The following is a 25,082-nucleotide window of genomic DNA, read 5'->3' as shown; positions in this document are numbered from 1 at the left end:
ACTGAAAGCTATGGCAAAATACAAATGGTACTTATCAAATCTGGTCGCTTTTATAAGACTCAACCTTTTTGTTAAGGTAGACCTCCAAAAATGGCTCGACCACCCTTTTCAAGACCATCCGCCGCCTAAACAAAATATCGTACAGGGGGTTCTATTCTGAAAAAAACCAAAACGGTAGCTTTAGGTCAATGAAAACAGTAAAGTTATTCATTCTTGAAAACGTTTAGGACAGGATTGTTAGTAAATTTGAATTATTAACTGTCCTACTTATGGGGAAGCCTACACAGCCTCTAAATTAGATGTCGTTACTTTTGAAGTATTATTTTTTTTACAACTTGAAAGAAATATTACAATAATTATGAAGTACACATAATTTTTCATTAGTTAGTTTTCTTTTAATTGAAATTTAATTTTTAGAATCATCTATTATAGCCCCTTTTAAGGTTAGGTAATTTACTATACCCGAAACTATACCTGATATGACACCTATAGTTATAAGTGCCGTGATAAGAGAAACTTCTATAGTTCCCATATAGCGTTGCTATAGCACAGCAAGGGACGTAAGAATACCAAAAGTGAAAACCCATGTTTAATGGTTAGCCAAAATGCATTTGGAAAGAATTTCACTTTCTTCTCTTTAATTCCGAAGTAGGCAATCACAGTCAATATCATAGAAAATGTAATGGCGAGTACTACGGCAGTACCTAAAACTGTTTCTTCAGTATTTGAAATAGAATTAACTGAAATGGCAATAGATCCTTTGTCTTTCAATAGAAAATATTGAATTACGCCATTAATAATTCCGTTACTTGTGGCTGTAATTATAACTCTTTTTATTAATTTATTTTTTTTGTATCCATAATTTAATCGTTCCATTCTTCACGAATCTCTTCCATAAGATCATCATAGCGTTCTTTTAATTTTGTTGAAACCTTTTTAGAGGATTTGTGTAATTTTCTAAGCTGAAGAGCTAAGGCAATATTAAATAAACCGGCAAACAGAAAACTTAAAGCAATCAAGACTACAATACTCATTCCTGCAAAAACAGGATTCCAAATTAATATGAATGAAAATAGTGTTCCTAAAATACCAAGAGCTAATAAACCTCCCCAATTTTTACTTCCGTATTTTTTAACATCTAAAGCAAAACTTATAGCTGCAACAGAACGAAAAAGAATAACAAAACCAATATAGAAAGCCAATATGCTAAGTGAAAGTGCTGGGTGAATTACTAATGAAAAACCAACAATAAAAGTGATAATTCCGAAAGCAAGTGACCATTCCCAGTTTTCCATTTGTTTTCTATTGACTATAGAAAAAATAATTTCTGATAGTCCTCCAAATAAAAAGGATAGTGCAAATAAAAAAGATAGAGTTAGTAACGAACTTTGTGGTGATGTAAATGCAACAATACTAACAATTACAAAAAATAAACCTACTAATAAAGGTATGTACCAATGCTTAATAGATTTTAAGAATGATGCTTCCATAATAAAAAATTTTAAAAATTATAATTTCATATAAACTGCCTCGAAAACTGCTAAAGGTGCTCTTCTACCAACATTTAATGACAATACATCATTATTAATGGTATAATTATCTGCTAATTCAAAAACTTTTAAAAATTCAGATTCGTTAATAGCTACATCTGGACATACTCTTAATGTTGTAAGCATATTTGAGAAATGGATTCTGTTTCCTTCTTCTAAAGTAAATTCTCCACCTAATGTGTTACATCCAGCAAAACCAGTTACAGTATTGTCTTGAGATTTTAACGTGAAGTAGATTTCTCTTACTTGGTTATCCACCATAGATATGTCTTTGCCTTCTAGTGTTTTCAATTTCCAATATTTTTCCACAATTAAGTTTTCAATTGCTGCTTTCTTGAAAGTTGCGAAAGGAGCTCCACTACCAACGTTTAATGATAGTACACCATTTTGAATGGTGAAGTTATCTGTAAGTTCAAAAACCTTTAAAATATGGGACTCATTTATTTTAGCATCAGGACACATCATTCGTGTTGACGCTAATTGCGAGAATGAAATGCGATTTCCTTCATCTGATTTATAAGTCCCCATAAAGGTGTTGCAGCCTGAATTTCCATTAATACTATTCTCTTCTGAATTTAAGGTGAAGTAAATGATTTGCTCATTCTGTTCTCTATCATACATGTCTTGTCCTTCTAGAGTAGTCAAAACCCACTTCGAATTTTCTATAGTATTCTTATCGGCCGATTCCTTCTTTTCCATAGTTTTTTCATGATGGTTATCTGTAGTTGGAGAATTTGTTTTTTTATTTGAATTGCACCCGACTACAACTAAACCTAATATTGTCAGTAGTGTTAACTTTATATTCATGATAGTTTATTTTAATTTTATACAAAATTATCATTAGTTCGTAACAATACGAACTAATTGAAACTAAAAAAGTGTTAAAGTTTGATTTTCAGAATATTAATAATGAAGAGGAATTACTTTTCGCTGTTGCGAAACTTTCTTAATTTGGTAATAGTGCGTTCAACTAGTTGTTGTTTTTCTTTCAGATACTCTTGAAAGACATTACCTAAGGATTCCTCGTTCGTAAACTTTTCAGGATGATAATTTTTATTATAAGCATTAATTTCCTTCACAATATCCATTTCGATATCGATTGATTGATGATAAGCTTCAAGTTCAATTAAAGAGGAATATTTGGCCAGTTTGAAATATCGTTTTCGATCACCGGGTTTGGTGTAAAATGATATATAGCCCAGTTGTGTAAGCACATTGGTATTTACAGAAGTTGAACTTTTGCTAGCTTGAATTACTTCTCGAATTTCTTCAAAAGTAAGGCCTTCATAAGAGGAGAGAATGAGTAATGCATATATTCTAGATGCTAGAGGAGAAAGGTTTAAATGTTCTTCAACACCAATGCCTATTTTCTCTATGAGCTGCTCTTGTTCTCTTTTTTGTGACATTTTTTTAAACTTAAATGGTATATGTATGTATTTGGTTCGTACATAATCGAACCAAATTTAATCCTTTTGTTTTACATGAATAACATACGTAATTTCTATTCAAAAATATATTTATCAAATCAAATCCTTAATTCTATTAGTGACTGTATTTTGAGATTGATTTGTACTACTTTAAAACTCTTTTTAATAAGTAATTTTAATCATTAAGTACTCAATATGATATGTTGGTCTCAAAAAGTGGAACAATCATCGTGGGCGAAATAAAGGGTATCAACCAAAGTGGCCTCAAGATGTAAATTTACTACAGTAAAAATTATTTGTCATCACGTGTGCTGAAATCAGATGCCTACTAAGATTCTTTTTAAAACCAAATCATTTCAAATTTTATAATATCCCAAAAACAAAAAAACCTCGCTAATCAAATGATTAGCGAGGTTTAGGTCTCAGAGAGTATCTGATTAAGTGACCTGGCCGGGGCTCGAACCCGGGACCCTCTCCTTAAAAGGGAGATGCTCTACCAACTGAGCTACCAGGTCAAAAATATAAAGAACTTATGCGTATTCTATTAAACCAAATCAGCTCACATGTTTAAATAAAAAAGCCTCTTTTTTGAAGAGGCTATTATTTATTGGTGACCTGGCCGGGGCTCGAACCCGGGACCCTCTCCTTAAAAGGGAGATGCTCTACCAACTGAGCTACCAGGTCAAAAACATATCAGAAGTATTTCCTTCAATGCGGGTGCAAATATAAGTCGATTACTTTATTTTCCAAACCCTTTTTAAGATAAATTTATTTTTTTTTGAAATCCGTTTATTTTAGTTCAATTTTGTGGAAATGGATAATGTGAAAATAATATTGTTGGGTTATATGGGAAGTGGTAAAACTACGATTGGTAGAATTGTGGCTAACCATTTGAAAATTAAATTTTTAGATTTAGATTCTTATATAGAGCACGAAGAAAAAATGTCTATAGGTTCAATTTTTAAAGAAAAGGGCGAGGTCTATTTCAGAAAAAAAGAGCATGATTATCTTTCTCAAATTTTCTTAAAAGAAACCAACTTTGTTCTTTCTTTGGGTGGTGGTACTCCTTGTTTTGGTGATAATATGGATCTAGTTAATAAAAACACAGACAATTCCTTTTATATAAATGTTGGTATACCTGAACTTTCAAAGCGTTTAATAGTAGAAAAAAGTCATAGACCAATTATAGCACATTTGCATGATGATGAAATGCCAGAATTTATTGGTAAGCATTTATTTGAGCGCAGTTTCTTTTACAACAAAGCGCATCATAAAGTAAAAAGCAATCAAAACACACCAATTGAAATAGCCGAGGCTATTGTTAATTCATTAGTCTAAATAAACGCAATCATTTTGTTTTTCAAAACGAACGTTTACATGTTCTTGTAATGATGTGGATAGCGAAATTCCTTTATAATCTGCCTTAACGGGATATTTTTTATGGTTTCTATTCACCAAGACAGCTGTTTTTAACTGCTTTAATGGGGTTTTAAGAAAGTGATGTACTCCATAAATTAGGGTTGTGCCGGAGTTTAATACATCATCTACAATAACGACTGATTTGTTTATGAACTCCTTTTCTTCCATTGAAGTTGATACACCACTTTTTAAGGGGTTTCTTTTATCCATCATCACTTTACATAGTGTAATTTTGGATTCGGTGATTTTTTTAAGTGTAGCCACTATTTTCTTAGCAAAATTAATACCTCCACCCTCTATACCCGCTATTATTATTTCCTCTTCAAACACGTTCGCCTCATAAATTTGATAAGCAATGCGTTCTATTTTATGTTTAATCTGTACGTGTGATAGTATGGTATGTTCCATGTATTTAATCTATAAATACTAAAGATAGTATTGTTTTTAAAAGTATAGGTTATTCATCTTCATCTTTAGAAGAATTTGAATGTTCTGATGTATCTATATCTACTTTCTTCGATGGGGTTTCTAAAAATTCGTCGATTTCACGCCTATCTTTTTTAGTAGGTCTCCCCATTCCTTTTTTACGATAATAATCTTTTGAATACTGCAAAAGCGCATTATGTTCAAATGCTTCTTTAGGTGTAGTATCCTTACGGTAAATATCTACTAATTTCGCACCAACACGACCTGTTGGAACGTCAAGTACAGTGAACTTGTAATCAATCTGATTCTTACGAATGATGATTTCATCCAAAGGGAAAACCTCCCTGCCAGGTTTGGCGGTTTGTCCATTAATTTTAGCGTGTCCTTTTTTACATGCCGTTGATGCAATGTTTCTGGTCTTAAAATATCGTGTGCTCCACAAGAATTTATCTATGCGCATTACTGGTACAATTCTTTGTTAACTTCCCAACAAAAATAGGGGAAAATTGTATCTTGCGCGCTTAAATTAGATTATTGATGAAATTGAAATATGCCTATTTATTAATAGCGGGGTTAATTATAATAAGTTCTTGTAAAAAGGATGAAGATTCTCCAGGTGAAGTTATACCACCACAATTACTAAGTGAAGTCGCTACTGAGAATGATGCTGAGATTATAGAATTTCTGAAAACGCATTTTTATAATAAAGAAGAATTTGATGCAGTATCTGAAGGATTCGATTTAAAAATAAAATTCGATACCATCGCTGGTGCCAATAGTTCGAAGCAATCTATTTTTGATAGTCCTCTTTTAATTACAGAAACAATTTCTGTTGAGTCGTCAAGTTTTGGTAGGACTGATGGTGAAGTAATAAATCATAAGTTATACACTTTAGTGGTTAGACAAGGTGTTGAGCAAGGTAAACCGACCATTGGTGATTTTTCGATTCTTAGGTATGAAGGTTCATTGTTAAATAATACCTTGTTCGATGCATCTTCCAGCCAACCTGTACGTTTCAATCTTTCATCGGTTGTTAGGGGATTTGGAAATGGGGTGAAAAATTTTCAAACAGGAGTAGGTCCTATGGATAATTCGGATGGTACGGTTAGCTATGAAGATTTTGGAATTGGAGCGATTTTTATTCCTTCTGGTTTAGGATATTTTGATAGTTCATCAAATGCTTCTATTCCAGCCTATACTCCATTGGTTTTTAAAATTGATGCTTTTGATTATGAGCCAGACTCAGATTTTGATGGCGATGGTATTCCATCCATCCTAGAAGATTTAAATAATAATGGAAATTTAAATGACGATAACACTGATAATGAGGCAGAAGGGCTTAGTGTTTACTTGCCGAATTTTAATGATACGGACGATGACAATGATGGTATTCTAACCATAGACGAAATAGAATTGGATGCTGAAGGTAATTTCGTCGGTTTTAAAGACACCGATGGCGATGGCATTCCAGACCATTTGGATAACGATTTATAATAATAATTCATTTACAGCATAAAAAACCTCCTAAGAACATTTCTTAGGAGGTTTTTACTTTCTATAAGGTTTTCTAAAGTGTCAATGACAAACTTAAAATCAGTTGATCAGGCCTTGTGTCTATTCTACTTGGTCCGACAGTAGTGATACTGGTGTTGATAAACGATGCATCATTATCGCTAAAGCCACGTTCATAGCGTAAATCAACTCCAAGTTTGCCAAAATTTACGGCTGCACCAATATTCATTCCTACTGAAAAATCATTTTCAACATCATCTATGGTAATACCATCAAACTCCGTTTTTAAAATATATTGAAAAGCAGGTCCTGCAAAAAGGTGTAACGGACCAATTACTTTTATACCTAAGAGTACAGGCACGTCTAACTTGCTCATATCAAAATCATCACCATTGTAGTCAGATTTTGTTTTGGTATAAACTAATTCTGGTCTCAAGTACACACTTGAAGCGCCAATTTTCCCAAATACACCTAAATGATACCCAACATTACGATTAGGGTTTCTGGCTATATCACCTGCTGACTCAAAGTAATCACCATTAGCGCTATAGTTTAATCCTCCTTTTATTCCAAAACCGGAATCGCCCTGTGCTATACTATATAGTCCAGAGAGTGCCATAAAGGCCACTAAAATTATTTTTTTCATAATTGTTTTGTTTAAATTAGAACAAGTTGCAATAACAATACCAACTGTTCCTTTTCTCGTTATACCATCAAAACGTAAGGTATGTTCCTTTATTGTTTAAGTTGGTTTTTGGAACAATCTTCATTTTATTGAGTTACTTCTATGACTCTTTAGGTTTGATTAGTTCATTAACATCTTTGGTTTTTATTAAGTTTTTCACACAAACAGTTCATTATATTTGCAACTAGATTTATACGATTTGAAGTTTACATTACACAAAACAGACCTACAGTCAAAAGCAAGGGCAGGTACAATAGTGACGGATCATGGCATTATTGAAACACCAATTTTTATGCCTGTGGGCACAGTTGCCTCTGTAAAAGGAGTGCATCAGAAAGAATTGAGAGAAGAAATAAACCCAGACATTATTCTTGGTAATACATACCATCTCTTTCTACGACCCAAAACCGAGATACTTAAAAAAGCAGGTGGCCTTCATAAATTTATGGGATGGGACCGTAATCTTCTAACCGATAGTGGGGGGTATCAGGTGTATTCTTTATCTGCTAATAGAAAGATAAAAGAAGAAGGGGTGAAGTTTAAATCGCATATAGACGGTTCTACACACATGTTCACACCAGAGAATGTAATGGAGATTCAACGAGTTATCGGTGCAGATATCATTATGGCTTTTGATGAATGTACACCTTATCCATGTGAGTATAACTATGCAAAAAGGTCAATGAAGATGACCCATAGGTGGTTGGATCGTTGTATAAATCATTTAGAGAAGACACCTTTTGCATATGATTTTGAGCAAACTTTTTTTCCTATTGTACAGGGGTCAACATATAAAGATTTAAGAAGGCAATCTGCAGAGTATATTGCTAATGCGGGTGCACAGGGTAATGCTATAGGCGGACTATCGGTTGGTGAGCCCGCTGAGGAAATGTATGGTATGACCGAGGTGGTTTGTGAAATTTTACCTGAAGATAAACCGAGGTACCTTATGGGAGTAGGAACGCCTATTAATATATTGGAAAATATTGCATTAGGTATCGATATGTTTGATTGCGTGATGCCTACTAGAAATGCTAGAAATGGTATGTTGTTTACCGCTCATGGAACCATAAATATTAAAAATAAAAAGTGGGAAGATGATTTTTCGCAATTAGATGAAATGGGGTCTACTTTTGTAGATCGTGAGTATTCTAAAGCGTATCTAAGACATTTGTTTGCCGCTAATGAATATTTGGGCAAACAAATAGCTACAATTCATAACTTAGGATTTTATATGTGGCTTGTTCGGGAAGCCAGAAAGCATATTTTAGCAGGTGATTTTAGACAATGGAAGGATGTCATGGTTAAACAAATGGACAAAAGGCTCTAATGCTTTCGATAATAGATAAATACATACTAAAACGGTATCTGGCGACATTTTCGTTAATGCTACTGCTATTCATTCCCATAGGAATTATGGTGAACTTGGCCGAGCAGATTGGCAAGATGATTGACAATGAGGCACCGTTAAATGAAATAGTAATGTATTACGTAAATTTCACGATTTATATAGGAAATCTATTGTTTCCGATTTTTCTTTTCCTTTCCGTAATATTCTTTACATCTAAATTGGCCAACAATACTGAAATTGTAGCCATATTAAGTTCAGGTGTTTCTTACGGGCGATTTTTAAGACCTTATATAATAGGTGCTACGTTAATAGCTATTATAATGTTTTTCATGACCATGTTCATTGTACCCAACGCAAGCGTAGGTTTCAATGAATTCAAGTTTAAATACTTGAAAAAGGGAAAACAAGATAGGGAAACTAATAATATTTTTAATCAGCTCAATGAAACAGATTTTATTTATGTGAGTAGTTTTGACCCTGCAAGAGAATTAGGCCATAATTTTACTTTTGAACGGTTTGATGAGAACAATGAATTGGACTTCAAGATATCTGCTGCAAACATTCGCTGGGTAGAGAAAGATTCAAATTACAGATTGACGTCTTATAAAAAACGTACGGTCGTAGATGATACGGCAATAATAGAAAGTAAGCGTAGACTTGATACTATTTTTGCTTTTGATATAGGTGATCTTACGCCGGTCTCTTATGTAGCCGAAACAAAAAACTTGTTTGAGCTTGACACCTTTATTAAGGACCAAAAAAGGAAGGGTGCTTCTAATATCAATACCTATATTTTGGTAAAATATAAACGTTGGGCATTACCGCTTACCGCCTTTATCTTGACCTTAATTGCTGTCTCAGTTTCTTCGGTGAAAAGAAGAGGAGGAATGGGGGTGAATTTAGCCTTTGGTATTTTGGTCGCATTTGTTTTTATCTTTTTCGACAAGGTTTTTGGAACCTTAGCTGAGCAGTCTGGATTTTCGCCTATATTGGCTGTGATTATACCAAATGTAGTTTTTGGATGTTTAGCATTTTACCTACTTCAAAATGCCAAAAGATAGAATACTCAATTTACTGCACTTACATTTTATTGTTTTTATTTGGGGCTTTACCGCTATTTTAGGGAAGTTGATAACCATAGAATCCTTGCCCTTGGTTTGGCTACGGATGGGTTTGGCTACACTATTTATATCGATCTATATTTACATGTCAAAATTTAGCCTTGAGGTTTCCAAAAAGTCTTTTTTATGGCTTTTAGGAGGTGGTATTGTAGTTGCGCTTCATTGGGTCACTTTCTTTTTAGCAATTAAAGTTTCTACGGTCTCGGTAGCTTTAGCAATGATGTCTACAGGAGCGTTTTTTACAGCTCTAATGGAACCATTTTGGTATGGACGTAAAATTATTGCCTATGAGATTTTCTTTGGTTTTTTAGTTATCGTTGGTCTTTATTTAATCTTTAAGGTAGAAACAGCGTATGTTTTTGGTATGGTAATAGCTTTGATTTCTGCATTCTTAGCGGCTGTGTTTTCATTAATTAATGGAAAACTAGTAGAGGAGCATAGACCTTCTATCATATCATTTTATGAACTAGGATTAGGGGTAGTATTTTTGAGTATTATATTGATTATAAAAGGTGAATGGAGTATATCATTGATAATACTTCCTAATATGGACTGGGTATATCTACTCATTCTTTCCCTTATTTGTACCGCATATGCCTTTATTGCATCGGTTAAAATCATGCGTGTGTTAACTCCATATACAGTAATGCTAACAACTAATCTAGAACCTGTTTACGGTATACTCTTAGCTTGGTTTATATTTGGGTCAGAAGAAAAAATGAAACCTATGTTCTATGTGGGAGCCTTAATTATACTTTCAACAGTTATCGCTAACGGAATTTTAAAACAAAGGTTAAATATTAAAAAAAGGGGACCCAAGATTTAGGTATTAAAGTTTTATCTTTGGCCTGCAACTAATGAAACTTTATTGAAATATGGAATATTTGGATTTTGAACTTCCCATTAAAGAATTGGAAGAGCAATTAGACAAGTGCATGATTATTGGTGAGGAAAGTGATGTAGACGTTACGGAAACCTGTAAACAAATAGAGAAAAAACTTGCAGATACCAGAAAGGACATCTACAAAAATCTTACTGCTTGGCAGCGAGTACAGCTTTCGAGACACCCAAATAGACCGTATACCTTAGATTATATAAAAGCAATATGTGGTGATACTTTTTTAGAGCTTCATGGTGATCGTACGGTTAAAGATGACAAAGCCATGATTGGTGGTTTAGGTAAAATTGGTGATCAGAGTTACATGTTTATTGGTCAGCAAAAAGGCTACAATACCAAGACTAGGCAATATAGAAATTTTGGCATGGCCAATCCAGAAGGGTATAGAAAGGCATTAAGACTTATGAAGTCTGCCGAGAAATTTCAGGTCCCTGTTGTTTGTTTAATCGATACGCCGGGTGCTTACCCAGGTATTGAAGCTGAAGAACGTGGTCAGGGAGAAGCTATTGCTCGTAATATTTTAGAAATGACACGTCTTAAAGTTCCCATTATTGTTGTAATAATTGGTGAAGGGGCTTCAGGTGGTGCATTAGGAATAGGAGTAGGCGATAAAGTACTTATGTTAGAGAATACATGGTACTCTGTTATTTCTCCAGAATCTTGTTCATCTATCTTATGGAGAAGTTGGGAGTATAAGGAAAGAGCTGCAGAAGCCCTTAAATTAACTGCTACAGATATGAAAAAGTTAAAGCTTATCGATGAAATCGTAAGGGAACCTGCAGGTGGTGCACATACCAACCGAAAAAAAACATTCGAAATCGTTAAAAATAAAATTGTATCTAATTTTGAGGATTTACAAAAGTTATCACCAAAAGAGCTTGTAAATCAGCGCATGGAAAAATATGCTCAGATGGGTGTTTTCAATGACTAATATGCAATTTTGGTAGCTTCAAAAATATACCGAGGATTTTATTCCTCGGTTTTTTTATGTTATCAACAGAAATTTGTAATTTATTAACAGGTAATTGTTAGTCAACTGTGAACATTGAAATCGATGTTTTTAAGGTTAACTAAGGGTTAATTGTATACTTTCGTACTATGGAGAACACTAAACCTTTTGTCGGTCGAAAGATTGATAAATCTACTATTATAAACCTTGAAAGAGGTAAGATACCACCACAAGCTGTTGATTTAGAAGAGGTTGTGCTGGGGGCGATGATGATAGATAAAAAAGGTGTGGATGAGGTAATTGATATTTTACATCCAGATGTTTTTTATAAGGATGCCCATAGATTTATCTACGAGGCAATTTTTATTTTGTTCGAAGAGTCCCAACCAGTCGATTTATTAACCGTTTCCTCTCAATTAAAGAAAACCGGTAAATTAGAGGCAAGTGGAGGTGATTTTTATTTGATAAAATTGACTCAAAAAGTGGCTTCATCTGCTCATATTGAGTTTCATGCACGTATCATACTTCAAAAATATATTCAACGTAGTTTGATTAAAATATCCGGTGAAATCATAGAAGAAGCTTACGATGAAAGCACTGATGTTTTTAGTTTATTAGATGCTGCTGAGTCTAAACTATATGATGTTACCCAAGGAAATTTAAAAAGATCTGCAGAGACAGCACAAGACTTGGTTATCCAGGCCAAAAAACGAATTGAAGAAATTGCAGGTAAAGAAGGAATGAGTGGTGTTCCTTCAGGTTTTGATAAGGTAGATAAGCTGACATCTGGTTGGCAGCCAAGTGATTTAATCATTGTAGCTGCAAGACCTGGTATGGGTAAAACAGCTTTAACATTATCTATGGCTAGAAACATGGCGGTAAATTCAAATATACCGGTAGCATTCTTTTCTTTAGAGATGTCATCTGTTCAATTAATTACGAGATTGATTTCTTCAGAAACTGGTTTATCTTCTGAGAAGTTAAGAACGGGTAAACTTGAAAAACACGAATGGGAGCAATTGAACGTAAAGGTGAAATCTTTAGAGAAAGCCCCCTTATTTATTGATGACACGCCATCACTTTCTATATTTGATTTACGTGCAAAAGCAAGAAGACTTGCATCCCAACACGGTATTAAGATGATTATGATTGATTACTTACAGCTGATGACTGCAGGTGGTAGTCAAAAAGGTGGGAATAGGGAACAAGAAATTTCGACCATTTCTAGAAACTTAAAAGCATTGGCCAAGGAATTAGCTGTGCCCGTTATTGCATTATCACAGTTATCGCGTGCCGTTGAAACCCGTGGAGGTAGTAAACGACCTATTCTATCCGATTTGAGGGAATCTGGAGCGATTGAGCAAGATGCAGATATTGTATCCTTTATATATAGACCTGAATATTATAAAATTGACGAATGGGATGACGAGGAACACACACCTACTCAAGGCCAAGCAGAATTTATTGTAGCAAAGCATAGAAATGGTGGTCTAGAGAACATTCGATTGAAGTTTATCGGTAACCAAGGTAAGTTCGATAACTTAGACGATTTTGATTCTCCATTTGAATTTCAGTCAAAAATGAATGCAAACGAAGAGAACCCATTTACCACTAAAAATTTACCAAGTGCAGATGATGCTTTTGGTAGTAGTATGAATAATAGTCCAGATTTGGAGGAGGATAATGATGTGCCTTTTTAAAGAAGGAAGGAATTTTATTTTAAAAAAGTCTCCTATAAGGAGATTTTTTTATGGTTTATAGCAATCGTTACGCTTTTAAACACGTTACCTACTTTTTAATAGCTTTAACAATGACTTAAATAACGCACCAAAGTTTTTACTATATCTTTGAGTTGATGACTTGAAATCTATCATATGCTTAAAATTATTACCTACCTTTTCTTTGTTTTATTTTCTGCACAAATCTTTGCATCCTCTATTTTAATTCCAATGGATTCAGACACGCAAAAAAATCATTTAAAGGCATACGGAATAACCTATTGGCTTTTGGCCAAACAGCAAAAAGTACAGTGGTTATTAAATTACCGGGGGGGGGCTTTTTTGGTGCCGGATGGAGAAAGTATACGGAAAGAATGTCAGATTAGAGGAGTGAGTTTTGAAATTTTATCAGATGCGCAAGCAAATGGAATATTGGATGGAATAAGTAGTCCGTCTAAAAATCAAGATGCCGTAATTCTTGAGAAAGCGCCAAGAATTGCAGTATACTCCCCAAAGGATAACCAACCTTGGGATGATGCGGTTACAATGGCATTGACCTATGCGGAAATTCCATACACGACCATTTATGACGAAGAGGTCTTGGGGGATAAATTAGCTATGTATGATTGGTTGCATTTACATCATGAAGATTTTACGGGTCAGTACGGAAAATTTTATGGGGCATACAGGGCTACACCATGGTATATTGAAGGAAAGAAGAATGCAGAAAAGCTGGCTAAAAAGTTAGGGTTTGATAAAGTGTCTGATGAAAAAAGGGCTGTAGCACTTAAAATTAGAAATTATGTAATAGGTGGAGGGTTTATGTTTGCTATGTGTTCAGCAACAGATAGTTTTGATATCGCTTTGGCTGCAGATGGTGTAGATATTGTAGAACCAATGTTTGACGGTGATGCTTCGGATCCTAATTACCAAGCGAATTTGGATTTTGGAAAGACCTTTGCATTTACAGATTTTATATTGGAAAGAAATCCATTAAAATATGAGTTTTCCTCTATTGATATGACTTCGAAGAGAGGAAACGTTCCAAAGGAATCAGATTATTTTTCTTTGATGGATTTTTCTGCTAAATGGGATCCTGTGCCAACAATGTTATGTCAGAACCATACTTCTTTGGTGAAAGGTTTTATGGGGCAGACTACTTCATTTACAAGGTCAGAAATAAAACCGACGGTTTTGGTTTTGGGAGAAAATAAAATTAATGAGGAGGCACGTTATATACATGGTATAAAGGGGAAGGGATTCTTTACCTTTTACGGTGGGCATGACCCAGAGGATTATCAGCATAGGGTAGGGGACCCAAAAACGGAGCTTGAGCTGCATCCTACTTCTCCAGGTTATCGGTTGATTTTGAATAACGTATTGTTTCCGGCCGCTAGGAAAAAGAAGCAAAAGACTTAAGTAGTTTACTTATTTAACTATAAATAAAAAACCGTTGTCACAACAAAAGTTTTGACAACGGTCTTTAGAAGAGGTATTTCTTAGTAAACAGTATAAGGAGTAACTTCTATTGTTTTAAAATGCACCTATAAAGTGGCTTCCAGCTACGTTCACTAACTCAGCACCTTTGGTTACTTCCCCTGTTTCTGTATCTATAACGTAAATGTTTCCGTTTTGTCCTACAGGTGCTTGGGTTACATATATTTCTGTTCCATGAACTACAAATCCTTGGTATTGGAATAAGTAGAAATCTGGATTATAAGGAATAGTATCAATTTTTTGTGCCGTTTTAGCGTTTAAATCAACAAGAGCAAAAAATCCTTGAGCACCAGCTACACCTTCTGCAGATGCTGCATGACGGTAAGCTATTACGGCTTTACCGTTTGGTGCGGGTCTCCAAGCAAGAATGTAAGCTTCTTCAATACCTAACGCATCGTCTAAATTGAATACATAAGAACTGTCATATTCGTTGTCTGCATTAATTTTTAAAATATGAGAACCTTCTGGGTCACTTTGGTTTGCTTGATAAACACTTCCGTTGTATTCGAATGAATTAATACTACGGTATCCATTTGTGTTTCCGTGTCCTGTAGTAGAGGTAATTACTGTTGGGTTTAATAAAGAAGGATAATCTAATACAATAGTTTTAGAACCTAAAATTTCGCCATCTCTATCTCTTTCTGCTGTAGCAGGATCAACCTTACTTAAACGACCACCAATATATAATTTATCTCCTGCAGCATTTAAAGTAGGCATATCAATTCTAGAGAAATAATAACCGTTTGCTTCTTCTTCAGCACTTAAAGGCACACTATGCTCTTGAAAGTTTTTTATTGAAGAATTTACTAAATCTAAAGTCACCACACCAATGGTAGCTTCTGTACGTGTATAATTGTTATTTTCATCAAACTCATTTTCTGTTGACACATATACAGCAGCTCCTGTATTATCTCCATCAAATAATTTTATCCATCTTGGAGCAGTTCCAACATAAGGAGCTATACTTAGTGCAGAACCAGTAGGTGTAAAGGTTTGTCCACCTTCTACAGTATACTTAGTATAGTTACCACCAGTATCCCCAGCATAACTAATATTAAATATAGTGTTACCATCTTCAGAAGACTGTAATCTAGCTGTTCTGTTTGAAGGCGCTATAAAGCCGTTTTCAAAAGGTTCAATAGATACTGTTGGGTCTTTGGCATCGGCACTGTTTACAGAATAAATTAGTGTTCCTCCGTTTCCGTCCCCTGGGTTATCTCCCATTTTAGCTGCGGCAACAGTAATCCATCTAGTTTCTACTTCTTTTTCAGTATCAGTATCTGTTTTACTATCGCTATCTATGGTATCATCGTTGCTGCAAGCGGTCATTAGACCAGCTGTTAGTAAAATGACAGCCGTTGTTTTAAAATTCAAAAAGGTACGTTTCATATTAGATTCTATTTAAAAAAATTAAAATTTATTAATTGTGTAATTCAGTTTTAGGTAAAAAGCTCGTCCTGGTTTTTGTACAGATAAATTATCATATACAGGTTCATTGAATATATTCTTGATGTCAAAACTCATCACAAACTTGTTGTTTGGGAATGCGTAACTAAGCCCAAAATCTTGTGCTAATTGTTGAGGTACTTCAAAAAACTCACTCCCTACAATGTTAGTTCCTTGAGATGTTAAGTATGAAAATTCATTAGTGAAATAGATATTGTAGAATAGATTTAATTGCGATTTTTTTTGAATTAAATCTTTAAAGGAGTAGCGCAAACCACCATTCATGGTGAAAAATGGAGTGTTAGGAACGTCTATTTCAATTCCTTGATTTATAATTTTTAAATCGAAACGAGAAACATTAAAGTTCAGACCGAAATTGTTTTTATACGTGTAATTTAATTGAGCATCAATTCCTTTAGATGTTCCACTACCTTGATTTACATATACTATTAATTCATCATCAATATTTAGTGATGTTTCAATAGGCAAACCAATTCTATCTTTAATGTTTCGTGTAAAAACATTTGTTGAAATAGTGAATTCATGCTTTTTGATGTTAAACGTACCAAATCGAAACCCTAAGTTATAGTTGTTACTGCTTTCAGGACCAATACTAGAATTTGCTACTACGTTGTCCCCGTCATTACCAAATACTTCTGTTTCGTTTGGTAGTCTTATGGCTTTTTCTGCAGAGGTTAATAGTGTAATATTTGGCGAAATAGTATAAGATGCAGCAAAGCCATATCCGTTATATTTTTTATTACTGCTGATAATTTCATCAACTACCACATCGTTACCGTTAGTGTCAGTCTCTATTGTAGGATCATTACTTATCGTCTTTTGCTGGTAATGTTTACCAAATAAGCTAGCTTTTAGTTTTTCTTCAAAAGCCGTTAATTCATAGGTTACTGCATATATGTTTTTATGCAAATCTCTTGTTCCTTGAAATGTATTTTCTAATACAGACCGCAAGGCATCACTATCTTTCCTGTCAATACAGCTATATACATGGTTCAACAAAACTTTATGTTGGTCATTGATAGCATAAGAAACACCTGTTCTAATTGATGCTACTTTTCTTTTGATTTTCGCTAGAGTAGGGCCTCCTTCTTGTTGAGAGCCCCAAGTATACTGATATTCATCTCCTCTAAAATCAATAGCTCGTTCTCCATTCCAACTATAAGCCCATGCAACGGTATCATTAACAGCACGATTTCTTTTACCATACAAGCCATTAATATTTACATCGAGTCCTTTTGTGAAAATATTTTTCTTTTGATAGTTAAGGCTTGCCAACAGTGCATCCGATTCCAAAAACCTATCCTTATACGGAGTAATGGTCATAAAAGCCCCGTGTTGAACTTCTTTGTAATCATCAGAACCTGTAATGCCTATGAAAAATTGATCGGCCCATTTTACATCGGTATATCCAATTTTTGCCATTCCACCTGTAGATCTATAAGCATCGTTAAACCTTTTTGCTGTAATTGGTGTTTGTACGCCTCCTAGACCAGTAACCACAACACTTCTGCCTGAAACGGTATAATCATTATCAGAATAGTTATGAAAAAGGGATGCCTTTACGGTAAACCCAGATTCTTTAAAGCGATATAAGCCATTAACACTTGTTTGTAAGGTGTTGAAAGAACCGTAAGAAACTGAAGCATTAAAATTAGTTTTTACATCTTTATGAAGTACAATATTAATAGCCCCTCCTAAAGCATCGTCTGCCAAATGCCCTGGAACTACACCTTTATAAACCTCAATATTCTTAATCATTGAAGGCGGAATACTATTTAGATTAAATGATGAACCATACGTAGAGATGGGAATTCCGTCTATGAAAATTCGAACTGAGTTTCCCGACAATCCATTTAGGCTATACGTAACGTCAGAACCTAAGCCTCCATTTTGACGAATTTTCACACCAACTGTGCTATTTAACAATTCGTTTGTTTGAATATTTCTAAGGCTAGCTTCTTCTGTTTTTATGGCATTTACGGCAAAGCCTGCGGTCTCAAGTTCTGTCTCCTTGGTCTTACCATTGACCATTACTTCATCTAAGTTCTCTACGTTTTCTAGTAATGTAAAATTAATTTCGATGTCACTTGCGCTTATGCTCACTTCAAAGTTCTTTGAACGTGTGCTGAAACCGATATAAGAAACTATGACTTTCTGCTTGCCTAGAGGAACTTTGCCAATGGTGTATGCCCCATAATCGTCAGTTAGAACGCCAAGTTTTAGGCCTTCTAACAAAACGCTTGTATAAGGCAAAGGTTTTCCTGAAGCATCACTTACCATGCCCGATATTATGCCGAAAGCTTCTTGGCCTTGGGCAGATAAGAAAATTATGAGTAACAAGGCCGTAAGTAAGTTTTTCATTTGATTAAAAAAAGCTAGTTATCTTTATTAAGATTTAGTCTAAATAAATATATTTGCAAATCTAAAACAGGATTGTACGACGAAGTACCGTGAAAGGAATTTTTATATACGCATAAGGAAGTAATGATAATACGTGAGGAAAGTGATGATAATCGGAAGATATTGCGGAGAGAAATATTTGTGGAGAAACTGTTTACAGATGCATATATCGACAACGCACTACAATTTAATAACGTTGAGATAAACACTAAAGATGGTATAGCTTATATAGGGGGGCTGAACTTCTCTTCGACAAAAGTTTCCTTTGAATTTGATTCTGAGATAAGTGTTACAAGTGATGAACACCTTATAAAACTTCACTTTTCTTTAGAGGGTAAGTATTGTTATCAGCCTTTGAGTCATATAAAATATTTGGTTCAAATACCTGAGAACCACTGTAACATGTTTTACTATCCAACTACTGAGGGGAGAGATATCTTTTTTAAAGAAAACACCAAAGTATTTGAGATATACGTTAAACCTTCTTTATTACAAAAGCTCTTGGGTATTGAATTCAAAGGCTCATTCGGTAAGTTGCAGGATGCTATTTCAAATTCTACTTCTTTTGTGTTGTGGGATAAAAGTAAGTTTATACCACCTCAAATACGTAGTAAAATTAATGAGATAATTCAGTGTCCATATAAAGGTGAGATAAGAAAAAGATATTTGGAAAGTAAATTGACCGTGTTGGTTATTGATTTTTTAATGGGAAGACAAACATCTAAAATTTCTAAAAACAACATTAAATTGCTGAATTCAGATTATTTGGCACTGGTTAAGGTTGAGGCTTATATTCGAAAAAATTTAAAGGAACCACTTAAGATTTTAGATCTTGCCGAAATTGCCGGATTTAATGCGACTAAACTAAAAAGAGATTTTAAGAAGGTATATGGTATGCCTGTTTTCAAATATATAACTGCTTTGAGAATGGAAGTTTCTAAAAATTTAATCACACAAGATGGAGCATCTATAGCGCACGCTGCCTTCGAAGTAGGTTATGCAAATCCTCAGCATTTTACCACAGCTTTTAAAAGAACCATGGGTTATTTACCAAGTGAATTAAAACCCACTATTCAATAAAAGGTGTTTCTAATACCAAAATAGCTCTTAGGTATGTTACTTTTTAAATCTAAAGGGAGGTGATTGTATTTTTCGCTATTTGATAAGTAATTTTAGAATGTGTTCTACACCATTTTCATCATTACTTAACGTACGATACTTAGCTACTTTTTTTACATTAGGATGTGCATTATCCATTGCGAAACCATAATCTGATAAAGCAAGCATTTCTAGATCATTATTGTAATCACCAAAAACTATTACTTCATCTGATTTAAGATTATAGCTTTTCATAAGCTTATCTAGAGCATACCCTTTGTGTGCATTCATATTTGAAATATCTAACCAATTCTCACCTGATACCTTAACCTTTAAGCGGTTTTCAAATTGTTTTACAAACGGATAAATAAATTGTTCTGAACTTTCAAAATGATAGATGGCAATTTTAATAACCTCAGAATCGAAGTCATTTAGACTATCCAAAATTTTAAATTCAGTGTAATATTCACTTAATTTTTCAGCAAACTTAGTAGACTTACCTGTTAAATATGCTTTGTGTTTTCCACATAAAACAGGATGAATATTTGGAATTTCATTTAAAGTTTTTAGAATTTCTCCTACATGCTGCCTGTCAAGTGGTGTAGCTAAAATTTCAGTTTTCTGTTTCATTGCAAAACCACCATTCTCTGCAATAACGATGATGTCGTCTTTGATTGGGTGTAGTTTGTCAATAATACTATTATATTGTCTACCACTTGCGGCAACAAAAAGAATATTGCGCTTTTTTAACTCTTCGAAAAGCTCAAAAAAACCATCGCTTACTTCATGGTTGGAGTTTAGTAAAGTTCCGTCCATATCCGTAACCACCATTTTTATTTTAGATAAATCCATAGTCTTCATTTAGGTTGTCAAAGGTATTCCAATGTGCTTTAATTATTCTAGTAAATGCTAAAGTTTTACCTTTAATTAATATAAGTAATAAAATGAAATTATTTCAAAAAGAACTAACCTTGCAACCTTATAAAAGAGGTTATCATATAATCACAAATACTATTTTAAAATCAACTCCTGAAATTAGTGAAGTTCAGCAAGGTTTTCTGCAAGTATTTATAAAGCATACATCGGCAAGTTTAACTATTAATGAAAACGCAGATTCAACGGTTAGGGAGGACTTTGAATCACATATGAATATAGTAGTGCCAGAAAATGCACCCTATTACAAACATGATTATGAAGGGTCTGATGATATGCCTGCGCATATTAAGGCATCTTTAATGGGGGCTAGTGTTCAACTGCCCATTACAAACGGCAAATTAAATATTGGAATATGGCAGGGAGTATACCTCTGTGAACATAGAAATTATGCTTCAGGCAGAAGCTTGGTATTGACGGTATGGGGAATGTGATTTTTCATTAAATTAAGGTAAAACTTAAATACTATAATGATAACAGAGGAATCCATTTTAAATAAGATTCAAATTCTAAATACCAATCACTTTGATACGCCACAATAGGCATTTAATTTCTTTGATGAAGATTATGATTAAAAGCTGACAAAATCAGAGATTATGAAATTATTGAAGGAAGCGGAGATGGGTGGTTTTATCAGAGGTATTGTATTATATAAGCTCATAGAAGGCTATGATAGGAATGGTGACGCACGTATTGATTGGGAAGAATTTAAAGCGGCAATAGCTAAAATTAAAAAATCCGATTCGTACGAATCGGATTTTTCAAAAGTGAGATTGTTATTGATTTATTTTACCTGGTCTACAACCGCCTTAAAGGCATCTGGATGGTTCATCGCTAAATCAGCAAGAACTTTTCTATTCAGTTCTATATTTTTAGCTTTTACTTTTCCCATAAATTGAGAGTAGGACATTCCGTGTTGTCTAGCACCTGCGTTAATACGGGTAATCCATAATGAACGGAAAGTTCTTTTCTTATTTCTACGGTCTCTGTAAGCATATAACATTGCTTTTTCAACCGCGTTTTTTGCTACTGTCCAAACGTTTTTACGTCTTCCAAAGTAACCTTTAGCTTGCTTCATTACCTTTTTTCTTCTGGCTCTGGAAGCTACTGCATTTACTGATCTTGGCATTTTTTTCTAATTTTTTGTAGTAGGCGTCCTATTTATAATTTATGGAACTTTTATGGCCTAACTCCATGGTTAATAATTTTACCTTTTAAAGAATTGGTTACTTTAAACGTAACTGTTCTTTAATACTGTTAACATCTGCTTGATGAACTAAACCATCATGTGTTAATCTCAGCTTACGCTTTTTAGATTTTTTCGTCAAGATGTGACTCTTAAAAGCGTGCTTTCTTTTGATTTTACCAGTTCCGGTAAGCTTAAATCGTTTTTTGGCACTGGATTTTGTTTTCTGTTTAGGCATTTTCCTAATTTATTTAATTATCTCACTTTGCATGCTAAACGCCGCTCAAAATGGTAAGCAGCGTTTAGTATTTTATAAAACGAATCGTTCGCTGAACGAAGCTACGTCATTATTTCCCTTTCGTCTTTGGCGCAATGAACATGGTCATCCGTTTTCCTTCCAACTTAGGCATTTGTTCTACTTTTCCTAATTCCTCTAATTCTGAAGCTAATTTTAATAATAAAATCTCTCCTTGATCTTTATAAACTATTGATCGCCCTTTGAAAAATACATATGCTTTTAATTTTGCTCCCTCCTGAAGGAACTTTTCAGCATGTTTCTTTTTAAAATCATAATCATGATCATCGGTATTAGGTCCAAACCTAATTTCCTTGACAACTACTTTGGAAGCTTTCGCTTTCATAGCTTTGTCCCTTTTCTTCTGTTCGTATAAAAACTTTTTATACTCCATTATTTTACAAACAGGAGGGTCAGCCTTTGGGGAAATCTCCACCAAATCCAAACCTAATTCTTCTGCTTTCTCAAGAGCCTGAGGAAAAGGATATACACCTACTTCAACATTGTCACCTACCAACCTAACATTTGGGGCTGTTATCTTTTCATTGATATTATGGGGATTCTTATTTTCCCTTCTAGGTTGTGGTCTAAATCTTTTACGTATTGCTATGACTTAATATTTTGAGTTAAACTTTATTCTTTAAACGATTTTAAGGTACTATTTATTTCTTTGTTAACCAAGTCTGTAAACGTTGTAACGCTTATCGCTCCTAAATCTTCACCTCCATGTTTGCGCACAGAAATAGTGTTAGCAGCTTCGTCGCTTTCCCCTACGATTAGCATGAACGGTATTTTGTTCATTTCTGCTTCACGTATTTTTTTGCCGACAGTCTCGTTTCTACTATCGATAAGGGCGCGAATTTCGTTATTTTCTAGGGATTTTAAAACTTTTTCAGCATATTTTTCATGTTTCTCACTAACCGGAAGAATTATGGCTTGCTCTGGCGTTAGCCATAATGGGAAATTACCACCGGTATGTTCCAATAATAAGGCTATAAAACGTTCCATGCTTCCGAAGGGAGCACGGTGTATCATAACAGGTCTATGGAGTTGGTTGTCGCTACCTTTATAGTTTAGGTCGAATCGTTCTGGTAAATTATAATCTACCTGTATGGTTCCCAGTTGCCATTGTCTTCCAAGAGCGTCCTTCACCATGAAATCCAGTTTAGGTCCATAAAATGCGGCTTCTCCACTTTCTATAGCGTAATCTAATCCTTTTTCTTCCGCAGCATTAATAATAGCTTGCTCAGCTTTTTCCCAATTCTCTACAGTACCTATATATTTTTCTGGATTATCTAAATCGCGAACAGAAACTTGCGCTGTAAAATTATCGAAACCTAACGAACTTAATACATATAACGATAAGTCAATTACGTTTTTAAACTCTTCATCTAGTTGGTCTGGTGTGCAAAATATGTGCGCATCATCTTGAGTAAAACCTCGTACTCTAGTCAGTCCATGTAGCTCACCACTTTGCTCATATCGATATACTGTTCCAAACTCTGCAAAACGTTTAGGTAGTTCACGATAGCTATACGGTTTTGCATTATAAATTTCACAGTGATGAGGACAATTCATAGGTTTTAATAAAAATTCCTCGTCCTCTTTTGGTGTGTGAATGGGTTGAAAACTATCTGCACCATACTTTTCATAATGTCCAGAGGTAACATACAATTCCTTCTGTCCGATATGAGGTGTTATCACCATTTCATAACCAGCTTTCTTTTGTGCTTTTTTTAGAAATTGCTCTAATCGTTCTCTAAGTGCTGCTCCTTTAGGTAGCCAAAGTGGTAAACCTTGTCCTACTTTTTGAGAAAAAGTAAAGAGTTCTAATTCCTTACCAAGTTTTCTATGATCACGTTTTTTTGCTTCTTCTAAAAGTTCAAGATACTCTGTTAGTTCTTTTTGTTTTGGAAATGAAATACCGTACACACGGGTTAGTTGTGCATTGTTTTCATTTCCTCGCCAGTATGCACCTGCAACACTTAATATCTTTATTGCCTTAACGATTCCGGTATTAGGTATATGGCCTCCACGGCAAAGGTCTGTAAAGGTGTCATGGTCACAAAATGTAATTGTGCCATCTTCAAGGTTTTCTATTAACTCTACTTTATATTCATTGCCTTGGTCTTTGTAAAATTTTAGTGCATCAGCTTTAGTTACATCCCTTAGCTTATAATTATGTTTTCCTCTAGCTATTTCTATAGCCTTCTTTTCAATTGTAGGAAAATCTTTATCAGAAATAGAACCATCAGGGAGTTCAACATCATAATAGAAACCTGAATCTATCGCAGGGCCAATCGTAAGTTTAACGCCTGGATAAAGTTCTTCTATGGCTTGAGCTACAATATGTGAAGTAGAATGCCAAAAGGCTGTTTTGCCTTCTTTGTCATTCCATGTATAAAGTACCAAACTACCATCAGTTTCTAAAGGAGTAACAGTCTCAATAGTTGTTTTGTTGAATTTTGCAGAAATAACATTACGGGCAAAACCCTCACTAATGCTTTTTGCAACTTCCATAGGAGTAGTGCCTTTCTCAAATTCCTTAATCGAACCATCGGGTAATGTAATTTTGATCATATCGTGTAAATCTTATCGGGAGCCAAAGATACCATGTTGTATTCATGTCCGCAATAGTATAGTGTTATGTTTTGGACCATCATAGCAAGCAGTAGAATGGACTAGATGTCTATTGCTTCTTTGATTATTTATTTAGGAGACTTAGTTTGTGTTGCTAATATGGGTGTTCATGTCCTTATATAGGTCTATAAATAGAGAAGCATTTTAGGTTGTGTTTAGATTCATCATAACGTAGTGCTATTCTTTCGTAACGGGTAATCGTGAAATAGAATACATAAGTGGTCGATTGCTTTTGAATTCTATATGAATGTACCTTGGCTTACACTTTTGAAGTTAGTTTTCTCGTTACCCATATAAAGGTATATAAATGAATGTGGGTTGTCTACTGTATTTCAATTCATTATATATGGGTGATTAGATACGGTAGTGTTCATTTTATATGAGGTCTAGTGTGGAATTTCTTCTCTTAGTTGTATGGGTGTTGTCTATAAAGTATTGATACTATGAATATTACTAGGGTTCTTGTAGTTTTTAAACATGTAATCATTTGATTTTAAAGGATGTAGGTAT

General features: G+C 34.3%; 24 protein-coding genes and 2 tRNA genes. 10 read left to right on the top strand and 16 right to left on the bottom strand.

Going from position 1 to position 25,082, the window contains the following annotated elements:
- Positions 1 to 519: 519 nt before the first annotated feature.
- The 6 genes from ES765_RS19475 to ES765_RS19450 all read right to left on the bottom strand — a co-directional run bounded on the left by ES765_RS19475 (position 520) and on the right by ES765_RS19450 (position 3,661).
- Positions 520 to 876 (bottom strand): hypothetical protein, encoded by a 357-nt coding sequence (locus ES765_RS19475; RefSeq protein ID WP_138116011.1) that lies wholly within the window; start codon positions 874 to 876, stop codon positions 520 to 522.
- Positions 864 to 1,490: an HdeD family acid-resistance protein gene (locus ES765_RS19470; RefSeq protein WP_138116010.1), complete on the bottom strand. Its 627-nt coding sequence runs from the start codon at positions 1,488 to 1,490 to the stop codon at positions 864 to 866. Before ES765_RS19470 ends, ES765_RS19475 begins: the two co-directional genes overlap by 13 nt.
- A gap of 18 nt (positions 1,491 to 1,508) precedes the next feature.
- Positions 1,509 to 2,357 carry an META domain-containing protein gene (locus ES765_RS19465; RefSeq protein ID WP_138116009.1) on the bottom strand — a complete coding sequence of 283 codons (849 nt, stop codon included), beginning with the start codon at positions 2,355 to 2,357 and terminating at the stop codon, positions 1,509 to 1,511.
- A 113-nt stretch (positions 2,358 to 2,470) separates the two neighbouring features.
- A complete protein-coding gene (locus ES765_RS19460; protein WP_138116008.1) occupies positions 2,471 to 2,956 on the bottom strand; it encodes a GbsR/MarR family transcriptional regulator in 486 nt (161 codons plus the stop codon).
- A gap of 463 nt (positions 2,957 to 3,419) precedes the next feature.
- Positions 3,420 to 3,492 (bottom strand) — tRNA-Lys (locus tag ES765_RS19455).
- 93 nt (positions 3,493 to 3,585) lie between these two features.
- Positions 3,586 to 3,661: transfer RNA gene (locus tag ES765_RS19450), tRNA-Lys, on the bottom strand.
- A 129-nt stretch (positions 3,662 to 3,790) separates the two neighbouring features.
- Here ES765_RS19450 and ES765_RS19445 point away from each other — a divergent pair.
- Positions 3,791 to 4,315 (top strand): shikimate kinase, encoded by a 525-nt coding sequence (locus ES765_RS19445; RefSeq protein ID WP_317131438.1) that lies wholly within the window; start codon positions 3,791 to 3,793, stop codon positions 4,313 to 4,315.
- Here the strand turns inward: ES765_RS19445 and ES765_RS19440 are convergent.
- Both ES765_RS19440 and ES765_RS19435 read right to left on the bottom strand, forming a co-directional pair.
- Positions 4,307 to 4,804, bottom strand: a complete 498-nt coding sequence (locus tag ES765_RS19440; protein ID WP_138116007.1) for a phosphoribosyltransferase family protein — start codon at positions 4,802 to 4,804, stop codon at positions 4,307 to 4,309. The two genes, ES765_RS19445 and ES765_RS19440, sit on opposite strands and share 9 nt — an antisense overlap.
- Before the next feature lie 49 nt (positions 4,805 to 4,853).
- Complete coding sequence (locus tag ES765_RS19435) at positions 4,854 to 5,282, bottom strand: RNA-binding S4 domain-containing protein (RefSeq protein ID WP_138116006.1); 429 nt, start codon at positions 5,280 to 5,282, stop codon at positions 4,854 to 4,856.
- A 77-nt stretch (positions 5,283 to 5,359) separates the two neighbouring features.
- Here ES765_RS19435 and ES765_RS19430 point away from each other — a divergent pair, with 77 nt between their 5' ends.
- On the top strand, positions 5,360 to 6,316 hold the full coding sequence (locus ES765_RS19430) for an FKBP-type peptidyl-prolyl cis-trans isomerase (RefSeq protein WP_138116005.1): 957 nt from the start codon (positions 5,360 to 5,362) through the stop codon (positions 6,314 to 6,316).
- Between the two features lie 73 nt (positions 6,317 to 6,389).
- Here ES765_RS19430 and ES765_RS19425 read toward each other — a convergent pair whose 3' ends face one another.
- The gene (locus ES765_RS19425; RefSeq protein WP_138116004.1) at positions 6,390 to 6,980 is read right to left on the bottom strand and encodes an outer membrane beta-barrel protein; all 591 of its coding nucleotides are present in this window, start codon (positions 6,978 to 6,980) and stop codon (positions 6,390 to 6,392) included.
- Between the two features lie 238 nt (positions 6,981 to 7,218).
- Here ES765_RS19425 and tgt point away from each other — a divergent pair, with 238 nt between their 5' ends.
- The 6 genes from tgt to ES765_RS19395 all read left to right on the top strand — a co-directional run bounded on the left by tgt (position 7,219) and on the right by ES765_RS19395 (position 14,475).
- Entirely contained in the window at positions 7,219 to 8,349 is a 1,131-nt protein-coding gene (gene tgt / locus ES765_RS19420) for a tRNA guanosine(34) transglycosylase Tgt (protein ID WP_138116003.1), read from the top strand.
- Positions 8,349 to 9,431 carry an LptF/LptG family permease gene (locus ES765_RS19415; protein ID WP_138116002.1) on the top strand — a complete coding sequence of 361 codons (1,083 nt, stop codon included), beginning with the start codon at positions 8,349 to 8,351 and terminating at the stop codon, positions 9,429 to 9,431. Before tgt ends, ES765_RS19415 begins: the two co-directional genes overlap by 1 nt.
- On the top strand, positions 9,418 to 10,317 hold the full coding sequence (locus tag ES765_RS19410; protein ID WP_138116001.1) for a DMT family transporter: 900 nt from the start codon (positions 9,418 to 9,420) through the stop codon (positions 10,315 to 10,317). The genes ES765_RS19415 and ES765_RS19410 overlap by 14 nt, the downstream gene beginning before the upstream one ends.
- 49 nt (positions 10,318 to 10,366) lie before the next feature.
- Positions 10,367 to 11,320 (top strand): acetyl-CoA carboxylase carboxyltransferase subunit alpha, encoded by a 954-nt coding sequence (locus tag ES765_RS19405; protein ID WP_138116000.1) that lies wholly within the window; start codon positions 10,367 to 10,369, stop codon positions 11,318 to 11,320.
- A gap of 167 nt (positions 11,321 to 11,487) precedes the next feature.
- The gene (gene dnaB, locus ES765_RS19400) at positions 11,488 to 13,038 is read left to right on the top strand and encodes a replicative DNA helicase (RefSeq protein WP_138115999.1); all 1,551 of its coding nucleotides are present in this window, start codon (positions 11,488 to 11,490) and stop codon (positions 13,036 to 13,038) included.
- 174 nt (positions 13,039 to 13,212) lie between these two features.
- Entirely contained in the window at positions 13,213 to 14,475 is a 1,263-nt protein-coding gene (locus tag ES765_RS19395) for an asparagine synthetase B (protein ID WP_138115998.1), read from the top strand.
- A 114-nt stretch (positions 14,476 to 14,589) separates the two neighbouring features.
- On the opposite strand, the gene ES765_RS19390 is transcribed toward ES765_RS19395, so the two are convergent.
- The gene (locus ES765_RS19390; RefSeq protein WP_138115997.1) at positions 14,590 to 15,942 is read right to left on the bottom strand and encodes a hypothetical protein; all 1,353 of its coding nucleotides are present in this window, start codon (positions 15,940 to 15,942) and stop codon (positions 14,590 to 14,592) included.
- A gap of 21 nt (positions 15,943 to 15,963) precedes the next feature.
- A complete protein-coding gene (locus tag ES765_RS19385; protein ID WP_138115996.1) occupies positions 15,964 to 18,381 on the bottom strand; it encodes a TonB-dependent receptor in 2,418 nt (805 codons plus the stop codon).
- A 162-nt stretch (positions 18,382 to 18,543) separates the two neighbouring features.
- Between ES765_RS19385 and ES765_RS19380 the strand changes: the two genes are divergently transcribed.
- Positions 18,544 to 19,500 (top strand): helix-turn-helix domain-containing protein, encoded by a 957-nt coding sequence (locus ES765_RS19380; RefSeq protein ID WP_171017379.1) that lies wholly within the window; start codon positions 18,544 to 18,546, stop codon positions 19,498 to 19,500.
- Between the two features lie 75 nt (positions 19,501 to 19,575).
- Here the strand turns inward: ES765_RS19380 and ES765_RS19375 are convergent, their stop codons facing one another.
- On the bottom strand, positions 19,576 to 20,370 hold the full coding sequence (locus ES765_RS19375; protein ID WP_138115994.1) for an HAD family hydrolase: 795 nt from the start codon (positions 20,368 to 20,370) through the stop codon (positions 19,576 to 19,578).
- A gap of 92 nt (positions 20,371 to 20,462) precedes the next feature.
- Between ES765_RS19375 and ES765_RS19370 the strand changes: the two genes are divergently transcribed.
- Entirely contained in the window at positions 20,463 to 20,885 is a 423-nt protein-coding gene (locus ES765_RS19370) for a secondary thiamine-phosphate synthase enzyme YjbQ (RefSeq protein WP_138115993.1), read from the top strand.
- A gap of 350 nt (positions 20,886 to 21,235) precedes the next feature.
- Here the strand turns inward: ES765_RS19370 and rplT are convergent, their stop codons facing one another.
- The 4 genes from rplT to thrS all read right to left on the bottom strand — a co-directional run bounded on the left by rplT (position 21,236) and on the right by thrS (position 24,512).
- Positions 21,236 to 21,580, bottom strand: a complete 345-nt coding sequence (rplT, locus tag ES765_RS19360) for a 50S ribosomal protein L20 (protein ID WP_073247486.1) — start codon at positions 21,578 to 21,580, stop codon at positions 21,236 to 21,238.
- Between the two features lie 97 nt (positions 21,581 to 21,677).
- Positions 21,678 to 21,875 carry a 50S ribosomal protein L35 gene (gene rpmI, locus ES765_RS19355; RefSeq protein WP_138115992.1) on the bottom strand — a complete coding sequence of 66 codons (198 nt, stop codon included), beginning with the start codon at positions 21,873 to 21,875 and terminating at the stop codon, positions 21,678 to 21,680.
- A gap of 109 nt (positions 21,876 to 21,984) precedes the next feature.
- Positions 21,985 to 22,542 carry a translation initiation factor IF-3 gene (infC, locus tag ES765_RS19350; RefSeq protein ID WP_079511057.1) on the bottom strand — a complete coding sequence of 186 codons (558 nt, stop codon included), beginning with the start codon at positions 22,540 to 22,542 and terminating at the stop codon, positions 21,985 to 21,987.
- Between the two features lie 23 nt (positions 22,543 to 22,565).
- Positions 22,566 to 24,512, bottom strand: coding sequence for a threonine--tRNA ligase (gene thrS / locus ES765_RS19345; protein ID WP_138115991.1), 1,947 nt, complete (start codon positions 24,510 to 24,512; stop codon positions 22,566 to 22,568).
- Between the last annotated feature and the right edge of the window lie 570 nt (positions 24,513 to 25,082).

Origin of the sequence: Maribacter sp. ACAM166, from assembly GCF_005771495.1 — a bacterium.
Classification (GTDB): domain Bacteria; phylum Bacteroidota; class Bacteroidia; order Flavobacteriales; family Flavobacteriaceae; genus Maribacter.
The sequence above is the reverse complement of the archived record's forward strand: the minus strand, read 5'-3'. Positions and strand labels throughout refer to the sequence as shown.